The organism is Panacibacter ginsenosidivorans, from assembly GCF_007971225.1.
Taxonomy (GTDB): domain Bacteria; phylum Bacteroidota; class Bacteroidia; order Chitinophagales; family Chitinophagaceae; genus Panacibacter; species Panacibacter ginsenosidivorans.
Genome location: NZ_CP042435.1, coordinates 4,090,749 through 4,114,275 on the forward strand (window position 1 = coordinate 4,090,749; position 23,527 = coordinate 4,114,275).

At 38.3% G+C, this 23,527-nt stretch carries 24 protein-coding genes; 9 read left to right on the forward strand and 15 right to left on the reverse strand.

Features of this window, described 5'->3' with window-relative positions; translation table 11 throughout:
- Nucleotides 1-61: 61 nt before the first annotated feature.
- The 5 genes from FRZ67_RS17110 to FRZ67_RS17130 all read right to left on the reverse strand — a co-directional run bounded on the left by FRZ67_RS17110 (nt 62) and on the right by FRZ67_RS17130 (nt 4,373).
- A complete protein-coding gene (locus FRZ67_RS17110) occupies nt 62-916 on the reverse strand; it encodes a hypothetical protein (protein ID WP_147191490.1) in 855 nt (284 codons plus the stop codon).
- A gap of 81 nt (nt 917-997) precedes the next feature.
- Nucleotides 998-2,032 carry a Rieske 2Fe-2S domain-containing protein gene (locus tag FRZ67_RS17115; protein ID WP_147191492.1) on the reverse strand — a complete coding sequence of 345 codons (1,035 nt, stop codon included), beginning with the start codon at nt 2,030-2,032 and terminating at the stop codon, nt 998-1,000.
- A gap of 3 nt (nt 2,033-2,035) precedes the next feature.
- A complete protein-coding gene (locus FRZ67_RS17120) occupies nt 2,036-2,485 on the reverse strand; it encodes a hypothetical protein (protein ID WP_147191494.1) in 450 nt (149 codons plus the stop codon).
- 111 nt (nt 2,486-2,596) lie between these two features.
- Nucleotides 2,597-2,806, reverse strand: coding sequence for a hypothetical protein (locus tag FRZ67_RS17125; protein WP_147191496.1), 210 nt, complete (start codon nt 2,804-2,806; stop codon nt 2,597-2,599).
- Between the two features lie 4 nt (nt 2,807-2,810).
- Entirely contained in the window at nt 2,811-4,373 is a 1,563-nt protein-coding gene (locus FRZ67_RS17130; RefSeq protein WP_147191498.1) for a S8 family serine peptidase, read from the reverse strand.
- 172 nt (nt 4,374-4,545) lie between these two features.
- On the opposite strand from FRZ67_RS17130, the gene FRZ67_RS17135 reads away from it, so the two are divergent.
- From FRZ67_RS17135 to FRZ67_RS17155, 5 genes are all read left to right on the forward strand, one after another.
- Nucleotides 4,546-5,643 (forward strand): Nif3-like dinuclear metal center hexameric protein, encoded by a 1,098-nt coding sequence (locus FRZ67_RS17135; RefSeq protein WP_147191500.1) that lies wholly within the window; start codon nt 4,546-4,548, stop codon nt 5,641-5,643.
- A 141-nt stretch (nt 5,644-5,784) separates the two neighbouring features.
- Nucleotides 5,785-6,540, forward strand: coding sequence for a zinc ribbon domain-containing protein (locus FRZ67_RS17140; protein WP_147191503.1), 756 nt, complete (start codon nt 5,785-5,787; stop codon nt 6,538-6,540).
- Between the two features lie 177 nt (nt 6,541-6,717).
- Nucleotides 6,718-8,211 (forward strand): tetratricopeptide repeat protein, encoded by a 1,494-nt coding sequence (locus FRZ67_RS17145; protein WP_225975379.1) that lies wholly within the window; start codon nt 6,718-6,720, stop codon nt 8,209-8,211.
- A 101-nt stretch (nt 8,212-8,312) separates the two neighbouring features.
- The gene (recN, locus tag FRZ67_RS17150) at nt 8,313-9,968 is read left to right on the forward strand and encodes a DNA repair protein RecN (RefSeq protein WP_147191508.1); all 1,656 of its coding nucleotides are present in this window, start codon (nt 8,313-8,315) and stop codon (nt 9,966-9,968) included.
- Between the two features lie 381 nt (nt 9,969-10,349).
- A complete protein-coding gene (locus FRZ67_RS17155) occupies nt 10,350-11,162 on the forward strand; it encodes an enoyl-ACP reductase FabI (protein ID WP_147191511.1) in 813 nt (270 codons plus the stop codon).
- A gap of 127 nt (nt 11,163-11,289) precedes the next feature.
- Here the strand turns inward: FRZ67_RS17155 and FRZ67_RS17160 are convergent, their stop codons facing one another.
- The 3 genes from FRZ67_RS17160 to FRZ67_RS17170 form a co-directional block, all read right to left on the reverse strand.
- Nucleotides 11,290-12,525 (reverse strand): RNA polymerase sigma factor, encoded by a 1,236-nt coding sequence (locus FRZ67_RS17160; protein WP_147191513.1) that lies wholly within the window; start codon nt 12,523-12,525, stop codon nt 11,290-11,292.
- Between the two features lie 53 nt (nt 12,526-12,578).
- On the reverse strand, nt 12,579-12,932 hold the full coding sequence (locus FRZ67_RS17165) for a YciI family protein (RefSeq protein WP_147191516.1): 354 nt from the start codon (nt 12,930-12,932) through the stop codon (nt 12,579-12,581).
- Nucleotides 12,933-13,029: 97 nt separating this feature from the next.
- Nucleotides 13,030-13,422, reverse strand: coding sequence for a DUF7793 family protein (locus FRZ67_RS17170; RefSeq protein WP_147191518.1), 393 nt, complete (start codon nt 13,420-13,422; stop codon nt 13,030-13,032).
- Between the two features lie 212 nt (nt 13,423-13,634).
- Here FRZ67_RS17170 and truB point away from each other — a divergent pair, with 212 nt between their 5' ends.
- Nucleotides 13,635-14,360, forward strand: coding sequence for a tRNA pseudouridine(55) synthase TruB (truB, locus tag FRZ67_RS17175; protein WP_225975380.1), 726 nt, complete (start codon nt 13,635-13,637; stop codon nt 14,358-14,360).
- Here the strand turns inward: truB and FRZ67_RS17180 are convergent.
- On the reverse strand, nt 14,337-16,760 hold the full coding sequence (locus tag FRZ67_RS17180) for a BamA/TamA family outer membrane protein (RefSeq protein ID WP_147191521.1): 2,424 nt from the start codon (nt 16,758-16,760) through the stop codon (nt 14,337-14,339). The two genes, truB and FRZ67_RS17180, sit on opposite strands and share 24 nt — an antisense overlap.
- Here FRZ67_RS17180 and FRZ67_RS17185 point away from each other — a divergent pair.
- Nucleotides 16,738-17,457, forward strand: coding sequence for a TrmH family RNA methyltransferase (locus FRZ67_RS17185; RefSeq protein ID WP_147191523.1), 720 nt, complete (start codon nt 16,738-16,740; stop codon nt 17,455-17,457). The genes FRZ67_RS17180 and FRZ67_RS17185 overlap by 23 nt on opposite strands.
- 334 nt (nt 17,458-17,791) lie before the next feature.
- On the opposite strand, the gene FRZ67_RS17190 is transcribed toward FRZ67_RS17185, so the two are convergent.
- From FRZ67_RS17190 to FRZ67_RS17210, 4 genes are all read right to left on the reverse strand, one after another.
- Entirely contained in the window at nt 17,792-18,232 is a 441-nt protein-coding gene (locus FRZ67_RS17190) for a VOC family protein (RefSeq protein WP_147191525.1), read from the reverse strand.
- A 57-nt stretch (nt 18,233-18,289) separates the two neighbouring features.
- A complete protein-coding gene (locus FRZ67_RS17195) occupies nt 18,290-18,724 on the reverse strand; it encodes a DUF1801 domain-containing protein (RefSeq protein ID WP_147191527.1) in 435 nt (144 codons plus the stop codon).
- A gap of 226 nt (nt 18,725-18,950) precedes the next feature.
- Nucleotides 18,951-19,451, reverse strand: a complete 501-nt coding sequence (locus FRZ67_RS17205; protein WP_147191531.1) for an SRPBCC family protein — start codon at nt 19,449-19,451, stop codon at nt 18,951-18,953.
- Complete coding sequence (locus tag FRZ67_RS17210) at nt 19,448-19,768, reverse strand: ArsR/SmtB family transcription factor (protein ID WP_147191533.1); 321 nt, start codon at nt 19,766-19,768, stop codon at nt 19,448-19,450. The genes FRZ67_RS17205 and FRZ67_RS17210 overlap by 4 nt, the downstream gene beginning before the upstream one ends.
- 239 nt (nt 19,769-20,007) lie before the next feature.
- Here FRZ67_RS17210 and FRZ67_RS17215 point away from each other — a divergent pair, with 239 nt between their 5' ends.
- Nucleotides 20,008-20,247 (forward strand): hypothetical protein, encoded by a 240-nt coding sequence (locus FRZ67_RS17215; RefSeq protein ID WP_147191535.1) that lies wholly within the window; start codon nt 20,008-20,010, stop codon nt 20,245-20,247.
- On the opposite strand, the gene FRZ67_RS17220 is transcribed toward FRZ67_RS17215, so the two are convergent.
- Nucleotides 20,210-20,956 (reverse strand): hypothetical protein, encoded by a 747-nt coding sequence (locus tag FRZ67_RS17220; protein ID WP_147191537.1) that lies wholly within the window; start codon nt 20,954-20,956, stop codon nt 20,210-20,212. The genes FRZ67_RS17215 and FRZ67_RS17220 overlap by 38 nt on opposite strands.
- 274 nt (nt 20,957-21,230) lie before the next feature.
- Here FRZ67_RS17220 and FRZ67_RS17225 point away from each other — a divergent pair, with 274 nt between their 5' ends.
- A complete protein-coding gene (locus FRZ67_RS17225) occupies nt 21,231-21,719 on the forward strand; it encodes a transposase (protein WP_147191539.1) in 489 nt (162 codons plus the stop codon).
- Nucleotides 21,720-22,218: 499 nt separating this feature from the next.
- On the opposite strand, the gene FRZ67_RS17230 is transcribed toward FRZ67_RS17225, so the two are convergent.
- Nucleotides 22,219-23,484, reverse strand: a complete 1,266-nt coding sequence (locus FRZ67_RS17230) for an SMP-30/gluconolactonase/LRE family protein (RefSeq protein WP_147191541.1) — start codon at nt 23,482-23,484, stop codon at nt 22,219-22,221.
- Between the last annotated feature and the right edge of the window lie 43 nt (nt 23,485-23,527).

The window sequence follows — 23,527 nt, forward strand, 5'->3', positions numbered from 1 at the left end:
AGTCAGCAAAATGATTTAGCGTGCAGTTTACAAAACATTTCAACATAATGTGTATGCAAAATTATTTTAAACAATTTGCTGAGCAGGCAACATAAGCGGAATTATAATGTTCCTGTATATAAGAATAATGTTGCAAACCATTTTGCTGAACATACAAAACGATCCAATCACCATATTCAACTGCATTTGCGTGTATGGTTACAGGCGCAGCAACATAATCCTGCACCATGTCATTCATTTTTTCTCCATCGGCCCCAACGATCAAATAATAGTTTTGTCGCCCTTCTTCATTCGTTACTTTCAATACCGGTGGAATACCGCCAAGAATACAACGTATCGCACAATCCTTATGCGGCTTGCCTTCGCCGGGTTTCATAACACCAAAAAAACATTTAGGATCAACGATCTCTCCTTTAATATCCGTTGTTCCAAGCTGTTTGATTTTTTGCAGATCAGCAATATTTATGGCAGCATCTGCAACACTTATAAGTGGCTCATCATTGGCATCAATCTGCATCAATAATTTCCCATCATTATACAATAACGTTCCTTTCAACGTAACTTCTTTTGCTTCGAGTGAAATATTTTTTTCTTTTTCAATGTCAGCAATTACACCGTCTGCACCATGCTTGCCAAAGCCTATCAGCGGAACAGTTATATAATTTTCATTTCCCCAAATGTCTTTTCCATCAATCACTTTAATAACAGGTACGGGCTTGCTGAAATAAATTCCTTTTACTTCTGTAAGCTTTCCAAATTCAAAATTGCCGCTGTCAAATTTTTTTTGCGATAAAGCGAGTAAAACCCCTAACATAATAATTATTGTCAGAAGCACGAATAAATATTTCTTTATCCATGCAGAAAAACTTTTTGGCGCTTCCTGCATCCAACCTATATAAAATTCATCGTTTTGCATTGTGATCAATTATTTTTTTGAGCCCAACTCTTGAATATCTATTAAACTTGTGTTGCGTCGCACTCTTGTACAGTATAACTTTTATCTAATATTCGCTCCGGGTCTTTCCGTTCCTTCTGCATATGGCATAGGATTTAGCCAAACTTTGTTGTCTTTCACTTTTACATCATAGGTATTCACCATTTCTTTAAATGGCGGCGGTGATTGCCCGTTCTGTGGTAAATATTGATAACCGTGCCAGGGACAAGTTATGCAGCCATCAATAATCTTGCCTTCTCCCAAAGGCCCGCCCTGGTGTTTGCACACATTATGTATCGCGTATAATTTGTCTTCATGTTTGTATACAGCGATTCTTTCTTTATCAATACAAAATATCTTTGCACGGCTTTCTTCAATTTCGGTTACCCCACAAACAAATACAAATCCTTCCTCTTTTAAATTGTAGTTTATCTTATCTTTTCTAGCTTCCTTTAGGCCTGCAACGAGATGCAGCGATATCAAGGTTATTGCGCCAATGATCATGATGATAATAAATACCGGATTTGTTTCATACTGAATAACACCAAGCATCACATGCATTACTACAAGAAAATAGGCCAGGTAAACAAACATGTGCAGCGTTTTCCAAATCTTTGGTGAAAGGTTATGCAACCAGAAATCATGACTGGTTATGGCCATTAAAAAGAAAATGATCAAAGCAAAAAACCCAAGAGCCTGGAAAGGAAAATCTGCTATGGAATCATAATGTGTATTGGAAGTAAATAATGATACAAACGGATTTACATTACCCAATGAATGAAATTGCAGAATACCAAATGCACCATGCACCAATATAATACAAAACATAGTAACACCAAGATGACGACGATTATATAATAAAGGGAAGAATTTTTTATTTAATCTTGTCAATGGCCCGATGCTTAATATAACATGTAATATCAAAACCGCAAGCGTAGAGGTAGAACGAATTAATACAGTTTCGAAAGTATAATCAGGATTAAAGATTGCAGTAAGTACAATAAATGTTGCCAGGTACACAACACAAAAACTGAAAATGATCCAGTCATAAATTTTTTTCTGCCTGTTCCAACCTACTGCTGAATATGATGCACCCATTTTTTAAAAATTTATTGTATCAATTACCTGTTTGTGAATAAAATCATATAGTAAAAGTTGATAAGTTGAAGCGTTGACAGGTTTGAGAGTAGAATCAAGTTTGAAATAATAATTTCCTCTTGCTTCTATTCTTCCAACTAATATGCCGTTGTGTATATCTTTTACACCTGTTTGAATTTTGTAGATTGTTGCTGTTGGATGAGTCAAAGTTTTTTTATTGATCCACTCTAATTGTAATTGCGAAGTATCGCTATAACTTCTGATGCGCACAGTATAATCATCTTTCTCTGCCGCTAGCAGTACTACTGGCAAAGCCTTAGCTGATGCAGGTTGCAGCAATTTATCTTTTGCCGCTGTTGGAATAGAAAGCCAGGCAGAAATAATGCCAATAGGTATTAAGACTGCTAACGCAGTCCATATTTGTAAATGCCGTTTACGAAGTGGTTTGATCATGATGCTTTCTCAATAGAATTGTTACAGTACAAGTGTGCGACGCAACGGATGTTTAATAGTTATTCTTCGGCCAGGCTCACAAGTTTTAATACTTTATAAACTATATATACCTTATTTACTTCTAATCCATTTTCTCAACAACACCGGCCAGAACACAATGCAGCCCGGAATAATAATAATTTTAAAAGCCCAACTGCTGCCATGTACACCTTCATCAATTTTTGATAAACCTTTTGCCTGGAAAATAATGGTAAATAATATGCCTGCCGCAAGATAAATTGCCGTTGCGATAAATATGATCGATATGAATGTGATAAGCATGTATTTAGTTTTGAATAAACAACAGACTGTTGAAACCATTAAAGCCATCGGGTTCGCGATAAGGATTCTCTACATCTTCCATCCAAAGTTCTTCATTTATTAAAAATTTATAGGCATATCTTCCTTCTGCTAATAAAGGTATTTCAATTTTCCATATGCCATTCTGTGAAGGTTCAAGCAACAATACATCCGGAGCCCAATTATTAAAAGAACCTGCCAGCGATATCTGTTCTGCGCAATCATGCTGTATATAAAATTCAATGCTGTTCTTTTTGCGATCGATGAGTGGTGAAGTTTGTGGTCTCATGACCTGCGCCTTTTTTACAACTTTTAAAATTGCTTTGCGTGGCTGTATTATACCATAGCCCTGTCTTTCAGGTAATATGCTCTCATATCTTTTTGCAGTACTAAATAGTATTTGTCTTATAGATTTTGGCGTGAGCGACGGGTTTGCTTCCAGTAGTTGTGCTGCTACTGCAGTTACTATCGGTGTTGCAAATGAAGTTCCGTCAACATGCATATAATTGGCTGAAATATATTTTGCCTGTTGTATACGGGCAATTACTTCAATGTCTTTGTATTCACTAATGCTGCAGTATAGTGATGTTGCTTCTGTATGTTCTTTTGTGCCAGGCAGTATAGGCGCTGCTATCCAGATAGCATGGGCCACGAGTTCAGGTTTCATGAATGCATCAGCCGTAGCACCATAATTTGAATGATAAGCTTTGATATTATTATTAAGTTCATTGCCATCATCAATGCCGCCAATGGCTATTACATGTAAAGAATTTGCAGGCGGATGAATCTTTCCGTTTTCATCATTACCAACAGCCGCAATTATAGTTATCCCTTTTTCTATCAATGCTTCAGCAAGCAGATCAACTTTACTTTCTTTATAAGAACCTGTTTCATCATCGCCCAAAGAAATATTTACGATACGTATATTATATGCTTTGTGATGATCATGTACCCATTGCAATGCTTTTACTAAATTTTCTGTAGTTATTTTGCCGTTTACATCCTGTACTTTCAACAGCACCAATTCTGCATCACATGCAATGCCTTTATATAATCCATTGCTTAAGTAACCATTACCAGCACATACAACAGTGGTCATTGTTCCATGCCATGCAGATGATGCATCAATAGTTGTAGAGTCAATAAGTTCTCCTGTAGTAATATCAAGCATCAGTTTTATCCTGTTTCTTGTTGCAACTAAATCAGGATGCGCACAAAAACCACTATCAATAAAGCAGATCGTTACCCCTTTTCCTGTATAACGTGGATGTGCGTGCACACGCAATGGTGTAGGCAAGATCACAAAATCATCGGCGCTTTTTATAGGAAAATGCGGGCCAATTTCCGGCAATATGCGTTGCTCCATTACAATTGCTGTGTGATAATAATCAACACATCTTCCACATAAACCATCATTTAATGTCCATGATGGATTTTGCATTTTTATTTTTTCAAGCACGCTGCGTTCACTGTCAATATGAAAACGGTACAGCAATTTATCTACTGCATCACTGCACAAAGGGCAAATAACCTTTTCACCGTTGTCCATGCTCTAAACTATTTGTGCAAAGAGAAAACATTGCATAAAATATTATTGTCGCTTGCCTGACTTTGATAGAGAATGTTTATGTACCGGGCTGTAGTTTTTCATGGCTTCGTCTGTTGCGTCGCACACTTGTACGTGAAGTTTTTTATGGCAACACATTTCTTAACTTGCAATCATGAAGATTGCAGAAGTAATTCAGTTACTCGAACAAACAGCGCCACCATCTTACCAGGAATCTTACGATAATGCAGGCCTGCTCACCGGTAACGCCGGATGGGATTGCACCGGCATTATATGTTCCCTTGATGCAACAGAAGATGTAATACTCGAAGCAAAAAGTAAAGGCTGCAATCTCGTTGTGTCACACCATCCTATCATCTTTGGCGGGCTAAAAAAAATTACAGGAAAGAATTATGTGGAGAAAACTGTAATTACTGCCATCAAAAATGATATTGCTATTTATGCTATTCATACCAATCTCGATAATGTCATAAATGGTGTAAATGATAAAATGGCTGATAAACTGGGTTTAATCAATAAGGAAATTCTTGCGCCTAAATCAAACCAGTTAATGAAGCTGTTCACTTTTGTGCCAACAGAACATGCAGCAAAAGTAAGGACAGCAATTTTTGAATCAGGTGGCGGAAATATTGGTAATTACAGCGAATGCAGTTTTAATGCAGAAGGTACGGGCACATTTAAAGCTGGTGATGGTACGGACCCTTTTGTAGGCAAAGTGGGCATACAACATCATGAAAGAGAAGTTAAAATAGAGACAATTTTCCCGGCTTATTTACAGCATAAGATAGTGTCTGCCATGATAAAAGCACATCCTTACGAAGAAGTGGCTTACGATGTGGTGGCACTGGCAAATGAATTTCAGCAGGTGGGCAGCGGACTTGTTGGAGAACTTCCCGAGTGGGTAGAAGAGAGCACTTTCCTTGCGCAAATCAAGACTGCATTTGGACTTTCGGTAATAAGACATACGCCGTTATTGGCCAAAAAAATAAAAAAGGTGGCCCTTTGCGGCGGGGCGGGTAGCTTTCTTACAGCTAGGGCAATTGCTTCAGGAGCAGATATTTACATTACAGCAGATGTAAAATATCACGAGTTTTTTGATGCCGACGGCAGGCTGGTAATTGCCGATATTGGTCACTGGGAAAGTGAGCAGTTTACCATTGACTTGTTGTTTGATATTTTAAAAGCTAAATTCCCTACCTTTGCCGTCCTTAAAACGGAAGTGAAGACAAACCCGGTTAATTATTATAAGTGAGCAGTGAAAGGTGAAATGTGAAAGTGAATTCAGGTTGTAGAGGATGACCATTGAACAGAACGATAAAGTGATTGCGACGCAACAGGCGATGACACGAAGCACAAAAGCCGGTATCGAATATCTAAAATCGTACATAAAAATATGGCAGCAGTTAAAGATTACTCTGTTGAAGAAAAACTCTCAGCCCTCGTAAGGTTGCAGAAGATCGATTCTAAATTAGATGAGATCAAAGTTTTGAAAGGCGAACTTCCGATGGAGGTTAGCGATCTTGAAGATGAACTGCAGGGTCTTAATGCCCGCAGAACCCGTGTTGAAGAAGAGATCAACGGTATTTCAGAATTTATTGAGCAAAAGAAACTTGCTATAAAAGAATCTGAAGCGCTGGTAAAAAAATACGAAAAGCAAAGCGAAGCAGTAAAGAACAGCCGCGAGTTTGAAGCTATCAACAAAGAGATAGAAATGCAAACCCTGGAAGGCAAGCTGGCTGATAAACACATTCGGGATGCCAACGAAGAACTTGCAGATAAGGCAAAGGCACTTGAAGTAGTTAAAAAACAGATTGCTTCAAGAGAAGCTACACTTGCTCATAAAAAAGGCGAGCTTGACAAGATCATTGCGGAAACAGAAAAAGAAGAAAAACATTTCCTGGATATTGCAGACGGCGCCCGTAAAAGTACCGACGAACGCCTGTTGTATTCTTACGATCGTATCCGCAGAAGCTACCGCAACGGACTTGCCGTGGTGCCTGTAGTAAGAGATGCCTGCGGTGGTTGCTTCAACGCTATTCCGCCACAGCGCCAGAGCGAAATTCGCCAGCGCAAAAAAGTAATGATCTGCGAGAACTGCGGACGCATACTTGTAGACGACGAATTGAATAATACCACAGAAGTAAAATAACGTTAAAGCGTAATAAACCTTTTAAAAAGGATGCTGTATTCGGCATCCTTTTTTATTTTCGGGCAATCTATGGAAATACCTTTGAAGCATATTATGAGCCGGACAGCATTACTACTATATCGCTTTCGTTGCGTCGCACACTTGTGCGGTAACAATGCTATTCGGCAAAATGCAGTTGTGTTCAGAAAATATTTATTTCTTTCAGTTTTGTCTTTCTTTTCTTTCATTTCCGTAAAAGCAGAAAAAGTTTTTGATTTCAGCACAACCTGTCAACTTGCCTACCAACAGATCAGTAGCCTGAAACTTAATGCAGGCGAGCAATTGCTGCAGCAGGCAAGAAAGGAAAATCCAGATAACCTTATTCCCGAAATGCTGGAAAGTTATATTGATTTTTATGTGTTGTTTTTTAATGAAGATCAAAGTGAATATGATAAGCGTTTTGAACATTTTGCTGAGCGATTAGAAAAGATAGAAGAAGGCCCGGAAACTTCTCCATTTTATAATTATTGTCGCACCGTAGTTTATATGCAAAAGGCTTGTGTAGAAATAAAATTTGGCAGGCAATGGTCTGCAGGATGGAGTTTCAGAAAAGCATTTAGCCTTATAAAAGAAAATAAAAAAGATTATCCTGCTTTCCAGTTAAACAATATGATCTATGGTCCGATGCAGGTAGCTGCGGGCACCATACCGCCCGGTTATAAATGGCTGGCCAGCATCTTTGGTATAAAGGGTTCTATAAAAGATGGCATGGCATTGATGCAACAATTTTTGAACAGCAATGATGCAATGGCAAAACTATTTTTTAATGAAGCAAGTTTTTATTATTGTTATATTCTGTTTTATGTGCAAAATCAGCAGGAAGAAGTATTTCAATTTATTAGCCAGCGAAAGCTGGATGTAGTTAACAACCACCTGCTGGCATATATGGCAGCCAACCTTGCCATCAATAACAAAAAGACTGAATACGCAAAAAATGTAATCCTCAACCGGAATCAGTCACCTGAATATTTAAACATAGCTGTCTGGGATTTTGAAATGGCTTACGTAAAGATGCATCATCTTGAAACAGCGGAAGCTATTCAGTATTTCCAGCGCTTCTTTAATAAGTTCAAAGGGAAATTCTATGTAAAAGATGCGTATGAGAAATTAAGCTGGTGCTATTACCTGCAGGGAAATGTAGCTGCTGCTGAAAATGCAAGAAAACAGGTTTTAGAAAAAGGAAGCCAAATGACAGATGCAGATAAGCAGGCTTCTAAAGATGCTAAAGAAGCAGGCTGGCCCAATCTTTTATTGCTGAAAGTGAGGTTGTTGAATGACGGTGGTTATAATACAGAAGCACTGGGTTTATTAAATGGAAAGAGTTCTAATAATTTTGAAAAGCCTGAAGAGAAACTGGAATTTGCTTATCGCGTTGGCCGCATTTACGATGACATTGGCCGTGACAGCGAAGCTGTAAAAATGTATCTGTTTGCAATAAAGTTAGGACAAAACAGAACGGAATATTATGCAGCAAGGGCTGCCTTGCAAATAGGATGGATATATGAACGACAAGGTAAGAAAGATGCCGCTATAAAATTTTATACGCAGTGTATGGATATGAAAGATCATGATTACAAAGACTCCCTCGATCAAAAAGCTAAAGCTGGTATTGCCAGGTGTGAAGGCACATGATCTTCAAATTTGATAGCAGTATCATTATTTATTAACATTAGAAAATTGATACGCCGGTACATCAGCACATTTTCTAATTTGCACATCAGCACATTACTCTTATGCTTCAAAAACTGCACATACAGAACTACGCGATAATAGATGAGATAGAAATTGATTTCTCCAAACAGCTTAACATTATAACAGGAGAAACAGGGGCCGGTAAAAGCATCCTGATGGGTGCGTTAAACCTTATACTGGGAGAACGGGCAGATACATCTGTATTGATGAAAACAGATAAAAAGTGTTTTATCGAAGGATTCTTTGCGATTGACAATAAAGAGCCGGTAAAATTATTTTTGACCGAAGAGGAATTTGATGCAGATGATGAATTGGTGTTAAGGAGAGAAATTGCAGCCAATGGGAAATCACGTGCATTTATTAATGATTCACCGGCAACATTGCAGCAGTTAAAACAACTTGCTTCTTTGCTTGTAGATCTGCACCAGCAATTTGACACATTAGAACTTGGCGATTCAGATTTTCAACGTGAAGTATTAGATGCTCTTGCAGGTAATGCAGAACTGCTTGCTGAATACAAAAAGATATACACCCAATGGCAAAGCGTCTCTAAAGAATTACAGCAATTGCAGCAACAAAAAAATAATTTTAATAAAGAGCTTGACTATTTCCAGTTTCTTTTTGATGAATTAAACGAGGTTAGCCTGAAAGAAAATGAACTCGAAGATCTTGATGCTGAACTGCAGGTGCTTAGCAATGCAGAAGCCATCAAAAGCGCTTTATCAAAAGTTTATTATGAATTAAAAGAAAGTGAAATACCTGTGGCACAATTGATCAAGCAGCTCATTAACCAGTTGCAACCATTTGCAGGATACAATCATGAAATAGCTGCATTGATAGAGCGATTAAAAAGCACACAGATAGAATTACAGGATATTGCTTCTGATGCTGAGCATATTGATAACTCAGTAAGCTATGATGAAAAACGCATTGGCCACATCAATGAAAAATTATCTGCCGGGTATAAATTACTGAAGAAACACGGGGTTCAGACTACTAATGAATTATTGCAGATACAACAATCGCTGGAAGAAAAATTACAGGCCGTATTAAATATTGATAACGATATTGCCACAAAAGAAAAGCAAAACGCACAACTGCATAAAGAGGCAGAAAACTTGGCTGCTAAGATTTCAAAAGCAAGATCATCACAAGCTGAACCGCTTTGCAAAAAGGTAAACACATTACTTACGCAGGTAGGCATGCCCAATGCAAGATTGAAAATAGAAGTGAAAGAAACAGCGCTGTACGAATATGGAAAAGACGATATAGAATTTCTTTTTGACGCCAATAAAAGCAACCGTTTTGAGCCGCTGCGAAAAGTTGCCAGCGGTGGTGAACTAAGCAGACTGATGCTGTGTATTAAATCTTTGGTAGCAGAATCAATTGACTTACCTACGCTGATCTTCGATGAAATAGATACAGGCATTTCCGGTGAAGCAGCCAAGCAGGTTGGTGTTATTATGAAGCAGCTTGCATCAAGCAGGCAGGTAATAGCAATAACGCACCAGCCGCAGATTGCAGGCAAAGCAGATGCGCATTTTTTTGTGTATAAGGAAATAAAAGGCGATGCTATTAAAACGAACATCAGGTTGCTTACAAAAGATGAACGTATTACCACCATTGCACAAATGCTAAGCGGTGAAAAGCCTACTGCTGCTGCATTAGCGAATGCAAGGGAAATGCTGATGAATTAAATTTTATACTGCAATTGTAAAAGTATAATACCTGCATTGCAGATGAAAGGATTGCGACGCAAGGGGTGATGCCATAAAAAATTGCTGCTGGTATCAAAATAATTCAACCATTTGATTTATTTATGTGACATGAACCTGGATTCATTGATACATACTATAACGCCTGCATTACTCTTTTCGCTGCCCATTTATTTTATTGCAAAATATTTCGGGAAGAAAATCAACCCACGCAAAAGTTTTTCATTGTTCATCTTGTGGGCACTTGCAGTGCTGTGTGTTTCGTTTGGCTGGTTCTTCATTTGTATGCTCACATTTTTTAAATTTTTTTCACTACGAGCATAGTATTATTTTTACCACATTATCTAATGCAAACCCGTTGATATGTCATACAACTTACTAAAAGGAAAGAAAGGAATAATATTCGGTGCACTTGATGAACGCTCCATTGCGTGGAAAACTGCTTTACGCTGTCACGAAGAAGGCGCACAGATCGTCTTAAGCAATGCACCTGTGGCCATGCGCATGGGCGAGATCAACAAACTGGCTGAAAAAGTAGAAGCGCCTGTTGTTGGCGCCGATGCTACCAGCATGGATGATCTCAAAAAATTATTTGAAGAAGCTACCAAACATTTTAATGGTGGTGTTGATTTTGTATTGCATTCTATTGGTATGAGCCTGAATGTGCGCAAGGGCAAAAGTTATACAGAGCTCGATTATGGTTTTAATCAAAAGACACTTGATATCTCTTCTATGAGTCTGCACCGCGTATTGCGCACGGCATGGGACATGGATGCTATTAACGAATGGGGCAGCGTTGTGGCGCTTACTTATATTGCTGCACAGCGTGTGTTTCCTGATTACAGCGAAATGGCTGATGCAAAAGCATTGCTCGAAAGTGTTGCACGAAGTTTCGGCTATCATTATGGCGTAAGAAAAAAAGTGCGTGTTAATACTGTGTCGCAGTCACCTACCGCAACTACCGCAGGCAGTGGCGTTAAAGGTTTTGATGGATTTATAGATTACGCACAAAAAATGAGTCCAATGGGTAATGCGACCGGTGATCAATGTGCTGATTATTGTGTCTCGCTTTTCAGCGACCTTACACGTATGGTTACCATGCAGAATCTTTTCCATGATGGTGGTTTCAGTTTTACAGGTGTTACACCAGAAGTTATTGCACAGATGGGTAAATAAAGTTTCCATGTTTATTTTATATAGCACCATGCTGAAAAGCGTGGTGTTTTTTTATGTACCCAACAAAAGAATATCTATTAAGCTTTTCTTGCGTCGCACTCTTGTACTGTTGTGCTTAATGCAACTTTTAGTGATGCAAAAGGTTATCAATTTTCTTTTGGATGGTTTGCTTATCAGTGTTCGTTTTTGCAAGTACAAGTGCCTGCTGAAAATTTTGCTTTGCTTTTACATTATCAACGCCGGTGTATAATTCACCAAGCAAGACAAAATAGAAATGATTGCTTGTTAAGTTTAATTTTTCTGCTTCAATGATCGCTTCTTTTTTACTGTTTGCTTTTGAAAGTACAAAGGTTCTGTTAAGCGCTGCAACAGGTGAATATTCTATCTGCAATAATTGATTGTATAATTGAAGTATCGCTTCCCACTTTTCTTTTGTATCTGCTTTAATAGTATGCCAGTAAGCAATGCTGGCTTCCAAATGATATTTTGAAATTTTATTTCCATGTGATGAAAGATTCAGGTGATAAATACCTTTTGTAATTAATTCTTTGTTCCAAAGTGTTTCGTCCTGGTCCTGGTATAAAATTATTTCGCCGTTTTCATTTTTTCTTGCTTCAAACCGCGAAGCATGAAAACACATTAGAGAATACAAAGCATTTACGTTCGGCAAATTGGTTTGTTCATTTTCAATAAGCAGGGAAATCAATCGCATGGCCTCCTGGCAAAGATCTTCACGCAGCACGGTATCATTGCTTTCAGAATAGTAACCTTCACTGAAGAGTAGGTACAATGTTGTAAGTACCGCTTCTAACCGTTTATTTATTTCAGTTTTGGAAGGAAATCCGATCTCCACTTTTTCGGTTCTTAATTTTTCTCTTGCCCTGAATAATCTTTTATTGATGTTTTCTTTATTAGTTAAAAAAGCATTGGCAATTTCATCAATACCAAATCCGCAAAGAATACGCAATGCCAAACCTATTTGTGCTTCTGTTGGAATAGCCGGGTGACAAATAGCAAACAACATTTGCAATTGGCTGTCTGTAATATTTTGTTCAGAAAGATCAATTTCAATCTCCTCTGTTTCTAAAGGGGATGATCTTATTTGCTTTGCAATCTTTCCTTCAAAAATATTATTGCGGGTAATGTAATTCCTTGCCTTGTTTTTTGCAACCGAATAAAGCCATGCTGTTGGGTTTTGTGGAATTCCTTTATAGGTCCATGTTTCAAGGGCTGTTAAAAAAGTTTCACTGGCAAGGTCTTCTGCAATTTCAATATGTTCAATACCGAAAAGCTTACAGAGTACAGCGGTTATTTTCCTGAATTCTGTTCTGAATAAATGCGGTATTAATTCCTGTTGATTCATAGAAATAAAAAAGCCCTGTAAAAATAAAATATCTACAAGGGCTTTTACAGTTTTTAGTGAACACCATCTCTTTTGGCGATCTTTCTTACCTCTACGCTATTGCCCTCTCCCTGTAAAACAGGGCAGCCTTTTGCAAACTCCACTGCTTCTTCCACAGAATCTGCTTTAACGGTAATGAACCCACCGATTGTTTCTTTTATATCGCCAAAAGGTCCGTTGGTAACAACATTATTGTGCCATACAACTTTTGAATTTTCGAAAGGTAAACCAGTGCCTCCGCTGAATTTATTTTGTGCAGCAATGCCACCGATCCAGTCCATGGTTTGTTTCATCCATATCTGCATTTGTTCAGGCGATGCTATTTTGCCGCCATCTTCATGTCTCATGATTAATGCGTACTCGTCCATTGTTTTTAAAATTTAATGTTATTGAATATTTTGTTTTATACAGTTATAACAAATGAGTTTTGATCAATTGGACAGGTGATAAATTTTTTTTTGCTAATTACAGGTATTGTTTCAGCCACTCTTTTGCTTCTTTATCATCTGTAAAACTTTTTACTGGAATAGGTGGTGGCTTAAATTTAAACAACATATTCATAATTAGTTTTGAAAGACCAGGTTTTGAAACCATTGCCATGGCTGAATAAATAACAGGTAATTGCTCTGTTGAAAATTTTCTTGTTTCTTTATCTGGCACGGGAGAATTAGAAAGATAAATTAATAATGGAGTTCTTTTGTTATGGGTTATTTGTTTTACCAGGGCAACATTATTTTTAATATTTTCCACTGTTCGTTTTGTACTTTTAGAAAGTGAGACCAGGATACCTTCGTTAAACCAGTAGGTGGCTATTTCTCCTTCAACAGTTTTTACGCCGGGTGGTATAATTGCAGACATTTTACTGATGTTTATTTGCAATTGCAATGTAAGTAAATGTTATACTAATATACCTATCGTTTGTGAGCAATGAATTTAGTGTGGTTGATGATATATAGATACGGGTACAAGAGTGCGACGCAACGAAAGCTTGATGCTTATTCTCAAGTCCGGCCCATAAAAATATTTCTTCGAAAAATTTACTGCACCTTTGCGCACCTTATATAATTGTAATGAAGCAAAAGCCTGTGCATACTGCTATGCAGCCTTTTTTGGAGGGACAAGTAATATTGATCAATAAGCCATTGCGCTGGACATCTTTTGATGCTGTAAAAAAAGTACGCATTCTTACCGGTGTTTCAAAAGTGGGCCATGCAGGTACGCTTGATCCGCTTGCTACAGGGTTACTTATTATTTGCACAGGTAAGTTTACCAAGAAGATAAACGGGTATATGGGCATGGAAAAAGAATATACCGGCAGCATTACACTTGGTGCATGCACGCCAACATTTGATTTGGAAAGCGAGCCGGAGAATATTCAGTCAACAGAAAATATAACAGCAGAAAAGTTGCTGATCACTGCGGAAAAATTTACCGGTAATATCATGCAGGTACCACCGATACATTCAGCGATAAAAAAAGACGGTAAAAAATTATATGAGCTTGCACGCAAAGGGAAAGAAGTAATTGCTGAACCAAGACCTGTTACTATTTCAGTTTTTGAGCTTACTAAAATTGAAATGCCGGTAGTTTATTTCAGGGTGGTTTGTTCTACGGGTACTTATATAAGAAGCCTTGCCAATGACTTTGGCGCAACACTTGGTTGCGGCGGCTATTTAAGCAGTTTATGCAGAACAAAGATTGGTGACTTTAGTGTAGGGGATGCTTACACACTGGAAACATTTGAACAGTATATACAATATTTGAAACGATCATCAGAAGGGCAGGCCAATACCTAACTGAACGGCATAATTATTACGTGAGGGGGCACCCTTATCGGTATATTCATAGTTCTTCCAGGTAAAATCTTTAATGCTGAGCCATCCATTATTTTCATAACGGGCAGGGTCTTTTAGTTTTATACCCATATCAACACGTATCATAAAATAACCAAAATCAAAACGAAGCCCTGTGCCTACACCAATGGCAATATCTTTTCCAAGACGGTTGAAACTAAACTCGCTGTTTTGAGATGCATCATTAGCATGAAGATTCCATACATTACCAGCATCCACAAATAATGCACTGCCCACTTTTACTGCGCTGAATTCTGCAATATTGAAACGATATTCGGTATTTGCTTCCAGTTGCATATCGCCATAGCGGTCGCGAAACGATGCTGCTGTATCACTGGATATAGAGGAGCCTAAACCAATCAGGCGCAGCCCCCATGCACGCATGCTGTTTGGCCCACCTCCGACAAATTGTTTAAAGAAGGGCAGTGTTTTACCAAATCGTTCATCTTTGCCATAATTATAACCAACGCCACCAAAGGCACGGAATGCAAGGGCTGTTTTACGGTAAGTAATGAGTTTTCGGTATTCTGCTTCGAATTTTATGTATTGATATATTTTATCATGAAAGGATGATATCCTTCCCAAAACAGCGCCTGACTCCTCTACTGCAAATCTTGCCAGGTTATTAACCCTGGTTGATTTACCGGCATAAGAAATTATCATACTTCCCTGCATACCTACTACAGTACCTGTATTAAAAGATGTTCGGAGAAATGGGTTCACATTAAATGCACTGTCCAACAACTTCAGGGTGTCTAAAGAATACAATTCAATATTGGGGATCTTTACAGCAAATAAAATATTTTTCTTTTTCCATTCATAACCCCAGTTGGCAACAAATGAACGTAAGCGGTAAAAATCTTTTCTGTCTACATAAGACGCACTCAAGCCAAGCTTTGTTTTTATGCCGTCCAGTTTATAAGGATTTGGAACAAGAAAATGCGGTACAAGAATAAACCTTGGAAAAGTATAACTGTGATTGATCGTTGACTGAAAGGTTTGCAGCAGCGAATTATTTTGCAGGAAGCTAAACTCAACACCATTACTAAATGTGGTATTTGATTGTATAGCAGAATGCCACACGTTGCGGTTTATATAGTTGGTATTAAGCGCAAGACCTATAAGCGTTCCGGAGGTCAGCAGGTCTCCGGTATTACGGCTTGCCTCAATATAAAAACCAAGGGTTTGTTTTTTTGCAGGAGTAAGAAAATAGTGAAAGTCAACAGTGTCTTCGCGTATGAAAGTTCTGTAGTCAACCCTTTCCCATGCGCCAATCTGGTTAAAATTATTGAGCGTCTTGTAAAAATTCTCTTCGTTATAAACAATGCCTTTACGCTGATAGGTGTGTTCCTTCAGTGGCCTGAAACGAACATACGGCGTTGGGCTTTTAAAGAATTCCGTATGAAAATTCACATGTATTCTTTTCATAGAACCCGTATCAGTAATAAGGCTATCGGGTTGGTCGTAACGGCCTGTTTCCGGATAATAATAAATATTGCCGATATAATATTTTTTAAAAACAGGTAATTCTTCTGATATAGGAAGCGTATCTCTGGATTCTCTTTTTTTAATCGCCACAATACAGGTAGGATTTTGGGATCTGCGTTGCGCAGCAGCCGCAATTCTTTGTGCCTGCTCAAAAGGATCCAGCGTCACAGCAAGTAAGGAGAGGTCTGTGGTATCTACTTCTGCGAAAAGATTATCACGGGTTAACAAAAAATAACCACGCTGGCGGAAAAGCGCTACTTCGCGGTCAAGCTCTGTAGCGATCACCTGCTTTGAGAAAGGTGTTTTACCTTGTTTAATAAAACTCTTCCTGGCATTGTTGGTGGATATCTTATTAAGCGAACTATCCTGCAGGTCATAATAAAGCGAATCTATAACAAGGCTTTTACCGGGATCTATATTCAGACTGATCTTTGTTCTTATTTCGTTTTCTACAGTATCAAAACTGTAAGAAGAATCAATATTTGTAAATGTTGCATTATAATAGCCCTGCGAGTTAAGATAACCTTTCATTAAAGTTTCTGTGCGTATAAGATTCAGCGTATCAAACACAGGTGGGTTTCTTAATACGAATCTTACGCCAAGCTGCTGCACTTTTCGTGCAAACAAACTATCATCCCAGTAATTGCCCAGTTCATTGGTTAACTTTTTTTTCTCATCTTTATTTAAATTACCGGTAATATTTATTTGATTGTCAAAAACAAATGGCTTACCGGCAGGAGCGTTTTTCACAACGGTACAGGAACTTATAAAACCACTCAAAAGTATCAGGTAAAATAAACTATTACTCAGTTTCCAGGTAAAACGCATAAAGATGATCAGTAAGAATGAGATCAAATATATTCAAAGTTTATACCACAAAAAAGTGCGTGACGAAGCAGAACTCTTTATTGCCGAAGGTATAAAGCTGGTAGATGAATTATTAAACAGCCCTTTTGTAATAAGAAAGATATATGCTACAAAAGAATGGGCTGGCACTGCAGCTTTCCCCGCTACTATTATTACCGAACAGCATGAGCTCGACAAGATCAGCAATCTCTCCACGCCTAACCAGGTATTGGCTATCGTAGAGCAAAAAAAATTAACCCACCAGCCAATTGAAAAAAATAAGATCACACTTGTCCTGGATGGGATACAAGACCCCGGAAATCTCGGAACCATTATACGCACAGCAGACTGGTTTGGCATAACCCAAATCATTGCAAATACAGACACAGCCGATGTTTACAACTCCAAGGTAGTACAGTCAACCATGGGAAGCATTATAAGGGTTAATGTTTGGTACAAAGACATTGAGCAATGGCTGTCCACTGCATCAGTTCCGGTGTTTGGGGCGTTGCTTAATGGTCAGAGTATATACAAAACAACAAAAATAAAAGAAGGCATACTTGTCATCGGCAACGAATCAAAAGGTATTCGCAGTAATATATTGCCGTTTATCAAACACGCTATAACCATACCCGGCAGCGGGCACGCAGAATCTTTGAATGCCGCAGTGGCAACGGGTATTATACTCTCTCATTTACTGCAATAATTTTAACAGGTATTTATTTTATGAGCCGGCTGTAAACCAGGTGGCATCTTCGTTGCGTCGCACACTTGTACAGCAGTATTTGTAAGATGCATATGAGCAGCAATGATAATTTACCTGTGATACAAAATACCGGCTTAATAAAAGATTTCATTTTCGCTGGTGCATCAAATCGTGGGGCTGGTCAATTTACACAGCCATTTTTTTGCAGCCATCGCAGCAGAAAAAGTTGTGTTATAAAGTTGTTGGCAATATAGTTAATTGACCAACGAAAAGATATATTCGCCTGCCAGCATTGTAGCAAGAGCCACGTAAGCGGTTCGTTGTTTTTCTTTGGTTATTTTTGTTCGTTATTTTTTGGATCAAAGTCTACCATCCATTCAATACCGTATTTGTCTCTAAAGCAACCAAAATATGAACCCCAGGGGCTATCGCCAATAGGACCTTCTATTTGCCCTCCTGCTGAAAGCCCATTAAATAATTTGTCTGCTTCTTCTTTACTTTCCGCAGTTATTACAATTTTACTTCTGTTCTCATTTTCGTTTGTTCTTCCCATCGCTTCAGGAACATCATTTGCCATCAACATACTATATTTACCAATTGGCAAAACAATATGCATAATTTTATTTTCTTCCTTTTCCGCAACGGGAAATCCGGAACTCGCCAGATCTTTGAAACGAACAATCTTTGCGAACTCTCCACCAAATACTGATTTGTAAAATGTAAATGCTTCTTCTGCATTTCCGTTGAAATTAATGTGAGGATTGATAAGAGCCATAATTTTATTTTTTTAAATTGTTTTTATTTCTTATTCCAGGTAGTCTATTTCATCAGGTTACCCTTTTTCATTCGTTGCTGCAACCCCATATAGTATTGCCCCTTGGAGAATATCAATATTGATGTCTTTCAAAGTTTTGAACTTAATGCAATAACCGGTCACACTTGCTTTGCCTAGTTTTTTTCCATATGTATGAGCTAAGTATGTTTTATCTTTAATACCCATGATATAGGCAGAGATCCCGGTTGCGTTTGCGCTCAAACCAATTTGGTAAAACTCCCTGGCCGTTCCGTCAGTATATGTTATGCTATAAGATCCATATCCTATATTAGGATTAGAAACAATTTTTCCTTTACTGTCCTTGCCATCTAAGAACCATAATTTACAGTTTGGCAGCAATTGAAGTATGCGTTGGTGCAACTCCTGCATCTCACCACGCTTTGGTTCAGGCTGGCTGGAAATATACGCTTTGATTTGTTGTTGTATGTTCATGCTTACTCCAATTTTTCGCAGTAAAATTTGTGAATATTTAGCAGGTCGATTATTTTAAAAACTACATTTTCATCACAGTCAATACGCAAAATTTTGTCGCAGTCTTCAAGGTCAAAATTCCATTTTGACTGTTGTAACAAACTATTTAAAAGCGGACTTAGTTGCCTGATATGTTTTTTGTTCTTAACAGAAGTTTTAAACACATAAATCATTTCAATTACAATTATTACTGCTTTTTCGATAATGTTGCCAACAGATTTTCCAGGTTGCTCAATGACATTTTCATTCCTTGCGTAAAGCCCTCAAGTATTCTCTCTAACCTTTCCAGCGATTCGTTATAAATAGTAATGCTAACTGTAGTTTTTTCGTCTTGTTCGCTGAAAGTATGATCCCATTCAGAACCCGGTAATTCAGGATTTTCATCTTTATCTGCAAAAGCATTATACATTTTAAAATTGGTCTTTGGAGTAATGGAAGTGTATTCCTGTAGCGCCCAACGCTCTTGCCCGTCGGGGCTTATCATTGCATAAAATCTTTTGCCACCCACTTTAAAATCCTGGTATTTCGTTTTAGATACCATCGGTTTAGGCGCCAGCCATTGGTCAAGTAATTCTTTTTTTGTAAAAGCATCCCATACCAGTGAAAGTTCAGCATCAAATTCTCTGGTTATGTATACCGTTTTTTTCGTTTTGTCAACGGTAAAATCAAATAGCAATTCGTTTGTCATTTTTTCTTTTTTTTAATTGTTGATAATAAATTGTCCAGTTGGTTGAAACGGGTTTCCCAGATTTTACGAAACTGCTCAAGCCATATGTCTATTTCTTTCATTTTATCTATTTCAAGTGAGTAGTAAATTTCCCTGCCTTGTTGTTCCTGTTTTACCAGTTCGCATTCTGTAAGTATGCGCAGGTGTTTGGAAACAGATTGCCGGGTAGTGTGAAAGTTGTCAGCAATGGCGTTTGGTGTCATTGCCTGCAATGCAATCAGGGTAATAATTGCCCGTCTTGTCGGGTCGGCTATTGCCTGGAAAATGTCTCGTCTCATTGTGTTTAAATTTTTACTTGCGCAGCTAATCGGTTGCAAATATATGCGCAACTATTCGGTTTCGCAAATTTATTTTTGAAAATATTTTTTCAAAGAAAAAATGTGGGGAAGTTTGAAGCAGCAGAGTGTTGTTGTGCAATTACTGGTAACGTCAGTTTGTGAAAAAACTTCAGTTGTTACTCAAATATACACACAATGTGAACAGGCTAAAGCATGTATGATTTTTGTAATTATCAGGTATGCAATTCATACAAGGCAGTAGCCGCAATCAAACCTGTTTTGCTACAATGGAAGACCATGTAGCAGCAGATAATCCTGTAAGGCTGATGGATGCTTTTGTAGATAAACTGGATTTACAAAAATTAGGTTTTAGCAATAAACTAAAAGCTAAGAACTATTCGTCGCCCCGCCATATTGCCAATGCAATGTTAGTGGCCGTTTTTAATAAAGTCCTGGTATTGGAAATCTATAACCGATAAAATACTTCTTACCGTTTATTTCAAACGCTTGCTTTTCCCGTCTTTTCTTTATGAGCTTTGTCAACTGGCTAAAATGTTTTTTGTCTAAGAATATGCTTGTTACATAGCCTTCTTGCTTTCTTGTGTCTGGGCTATTGAGGTTAGGCCAATCTGTAGGCCATTGAATTGGTGTGTCTGGTGAATGGCTATAGTCAGACAACATTACTTCAATTTTGTCGGGTATCCACTTTGTGTATCTATCAGCGTCAAAGTTTAAAACGAAGTCATGAATTTTTAAAACCTGCGATGGAAATCTTTTCCGATAATCTCTTGATGAAATATATCCGTAAACTGATACCCGAACCATGGTGTCAAGCCTTACGAAAACGCTATAAGAAGGATTGTCTGTTGCCATTATTTCACCATCAGGGTCAGGATTGGTTGCATTATAAAACCTGCTTTTTTGAAAAAGTGTATCTCTTAAATTTAGTTCATCAATGAGTTCCTGTTTTTCGCTTTCGTCAAGGTGTGTCACATTATAACCACCACCTTTCCAAAATAGAACTTTGCCATTGTCATACAAAATGAAGGGCGGGCCCTCTGCTCCCATAAACATAGCCCACGGGTCGCTAACACGATACCAAAAGATTGGTTTGCCAAAACTTGTATCTGATTGCCCAAAAGAGGTCTGTCCGATAAAAAGGATGATGAGAAGAAAAAGGCGTGTCATGTTTTTATTGAAAGATGCAGTAATTAGGGTGGTTGCATAAAATGGCCACTAACGTTCTAGTATTTGCGAAGGCAGGGGATTCGTTGATTGTCCAGCCCCGGTACAAATGCCAATTGGAAATATGTTGTTGAAGTTATGAACTAAAGCTGAAAATTGAACATCGAGCCCGAACCGATGCTGATGCTTGCGCATAGCTAATGTTACATTGTCCAGCCATGCTATTGCCAAGCATCTATGTAAAAGCGATAATTTGAGAGTCCTAAAATTCAAGAAAATGAATTACACTCAAACTACCGCTGTACCAAAGTTATTTATTGGTATGGACGTTCACAAAAAAAGCTGGACAGTACATTTTAAAACAGATTTATTTGATAATAAAACTGTAACAATGCCATCAGATCACTTTGTTCTGATAAACTACGTTGAAAAGAATTTTGCGGGTCACGAAGTGGGAGATATCAGGAGATTTAACCGTTTAGATGAACTGGCAGCCATTGTAGGATTAGTACCGGGTATTTACCAGAGCAGTGAGAACAAGATCAATTTGGGGTTAACCAAAAGAAGCAACCATCAATTAAGAAGCTTATTGATAGAAGCCAGTTGGGTAGCAGTAAGAACAGATATGGCCCTGCAACAATATTACCGTCAACATGCGCATAAAGAACCTAATAAGTCAATCATTAAAGTAGCGCACAAATTACTAAGCCGTATACGTGCAGTGATCAATAGCGGAATACCATATCAAAGCGGAGTTGTAAAATAATTATACAACTATAATCAAGCTCATCATTAAAGCATAAACCAAAGCCGACTGCACAACATGAGGAGTGGCATTACAATAAAAAGTGAAGGATCACATCGCAAAGCAGGCAGCTGTTTTTACTTAAACTAAAACTGATGCAGGTAGCTCTCTGAAAGGATAGACTACAAATAGGATGCGGAGCTGACTATAAAAAATACCACTGTGTCTTTGAATGATTGAACAGCAACTGGTGTATCAATAATCAACAACTGAACACACAATCATCCAAATCCACAGTGTACAACTATAACTATGTAGTACCATTAATAAATATATTGAACCTCTCATAACGCTTTAGGAGCCTGATGTTAGCGGCTCGTTTTTTTTAGTTCATTTTTATAAACGTTCAATTATTAGGTATGCTTTACAATTGAATTATAAAATGTTTGCCCTGCCTGCAATAAAACGGACAAAGGCAATTGTCCTATTTGTAACTTTCCAGGTGAAATTATTTCCTACGCTATGGCTCCAGGGCAATAAGTTGTCCCCTGGTCTTGGGGCCGCCAGTAAAAGCTCCACCATCCGTTACTACATAAAGGGTATGAATATCCTGTGCTGATTTACCAAAAATGGCATCAGTTGGTCCATTGATATGCTGTTCCATTTTTGCGATAATTGTTCGCTCGCCCGCAGGTGATATTTTAACAACTGTATTATAAGGATGGGTAGTTACAAATAAAGAACCATCCTGACCTATAGCAAAGTCATCACCAGGGATACCCGTGGCAATTACCGTTGACTTACCAAACTTGCCTTTCTCATCCACAGCGTATTTAAGCAGTGTGGTACGGTCAGATACTGTTACAAGCAGATCACGCCCTTTGAAATGTAATCCATTGGCTCCTGGCGCCAGTGAAATAAACGGCCGGGCCAGTAATAAAGGGTCACGCATTGCTTCTTCGAAACGGCCGGTATTGGGGTCGATTCGCCATATTACACCGAGCTGGCTGTCTGCCGAATACAGCATACCATCTGGCCCTTCATCTAAACCATTGGGCCAGGCATTTTTCGGAAACTGAACTATTTGCACTGGCTTGTTGCCGTTATTGATGCGCCATATATAAGAGGTTTCTCCGTGGCTGGTGAGATAGATTGATTTATCGGGCGCTAAAAAAGGAACGCCAGATGTATTTCCTTTTGGGGCCTTGAACAAGATATGCTCTGAGCCATCTGGTTTTCGTTCAATCAACTCTCCCTGTGCAACGTGATAATAATCGTCTCTTGAAAAATCGATATCCCGGTTTCCTGATAAATAAAGCGTGCCATCTTCTCCTGCAGCAATTCCTTCAAACCAGAGGCCTTCGTCGTAGGTTTTAATAATACGAGCCGAACATATATTTAAAGGCAGTTCGTCTGCTTTTGGCAGGGCAATCACTTTAAGGCCAAGCGGCTTAGCTATACCAACCAGCACCGATAAAATCATTAACAAAGCAGGCAACACCCACAATTTGGCAACGTTTAAATGGGCTGCTCTGCATACCAAAGGAATGGTAGTGGCAAAGGCAATGCAACATGCAAAAAAAACAAGAAAGGGTACTGGAATACCAGCCACATTTGTAATAAAAGCAATCCACAAAAACGAAGCCTGTATGATGCGCCCCCAGCGCGTTTTTGGGATGATGTTTTCTAATTGCTTAAACATTTGCGGCCGGAGGGTAACAATAGAAGCAGCGATGAGTAATGCCAAACAAAGAAACAACTGAAATGAAATAATAATTATTTGCATGCCTTTTAATTTTTTTCAAAATTCGAGAAAGGCAAATCAACAT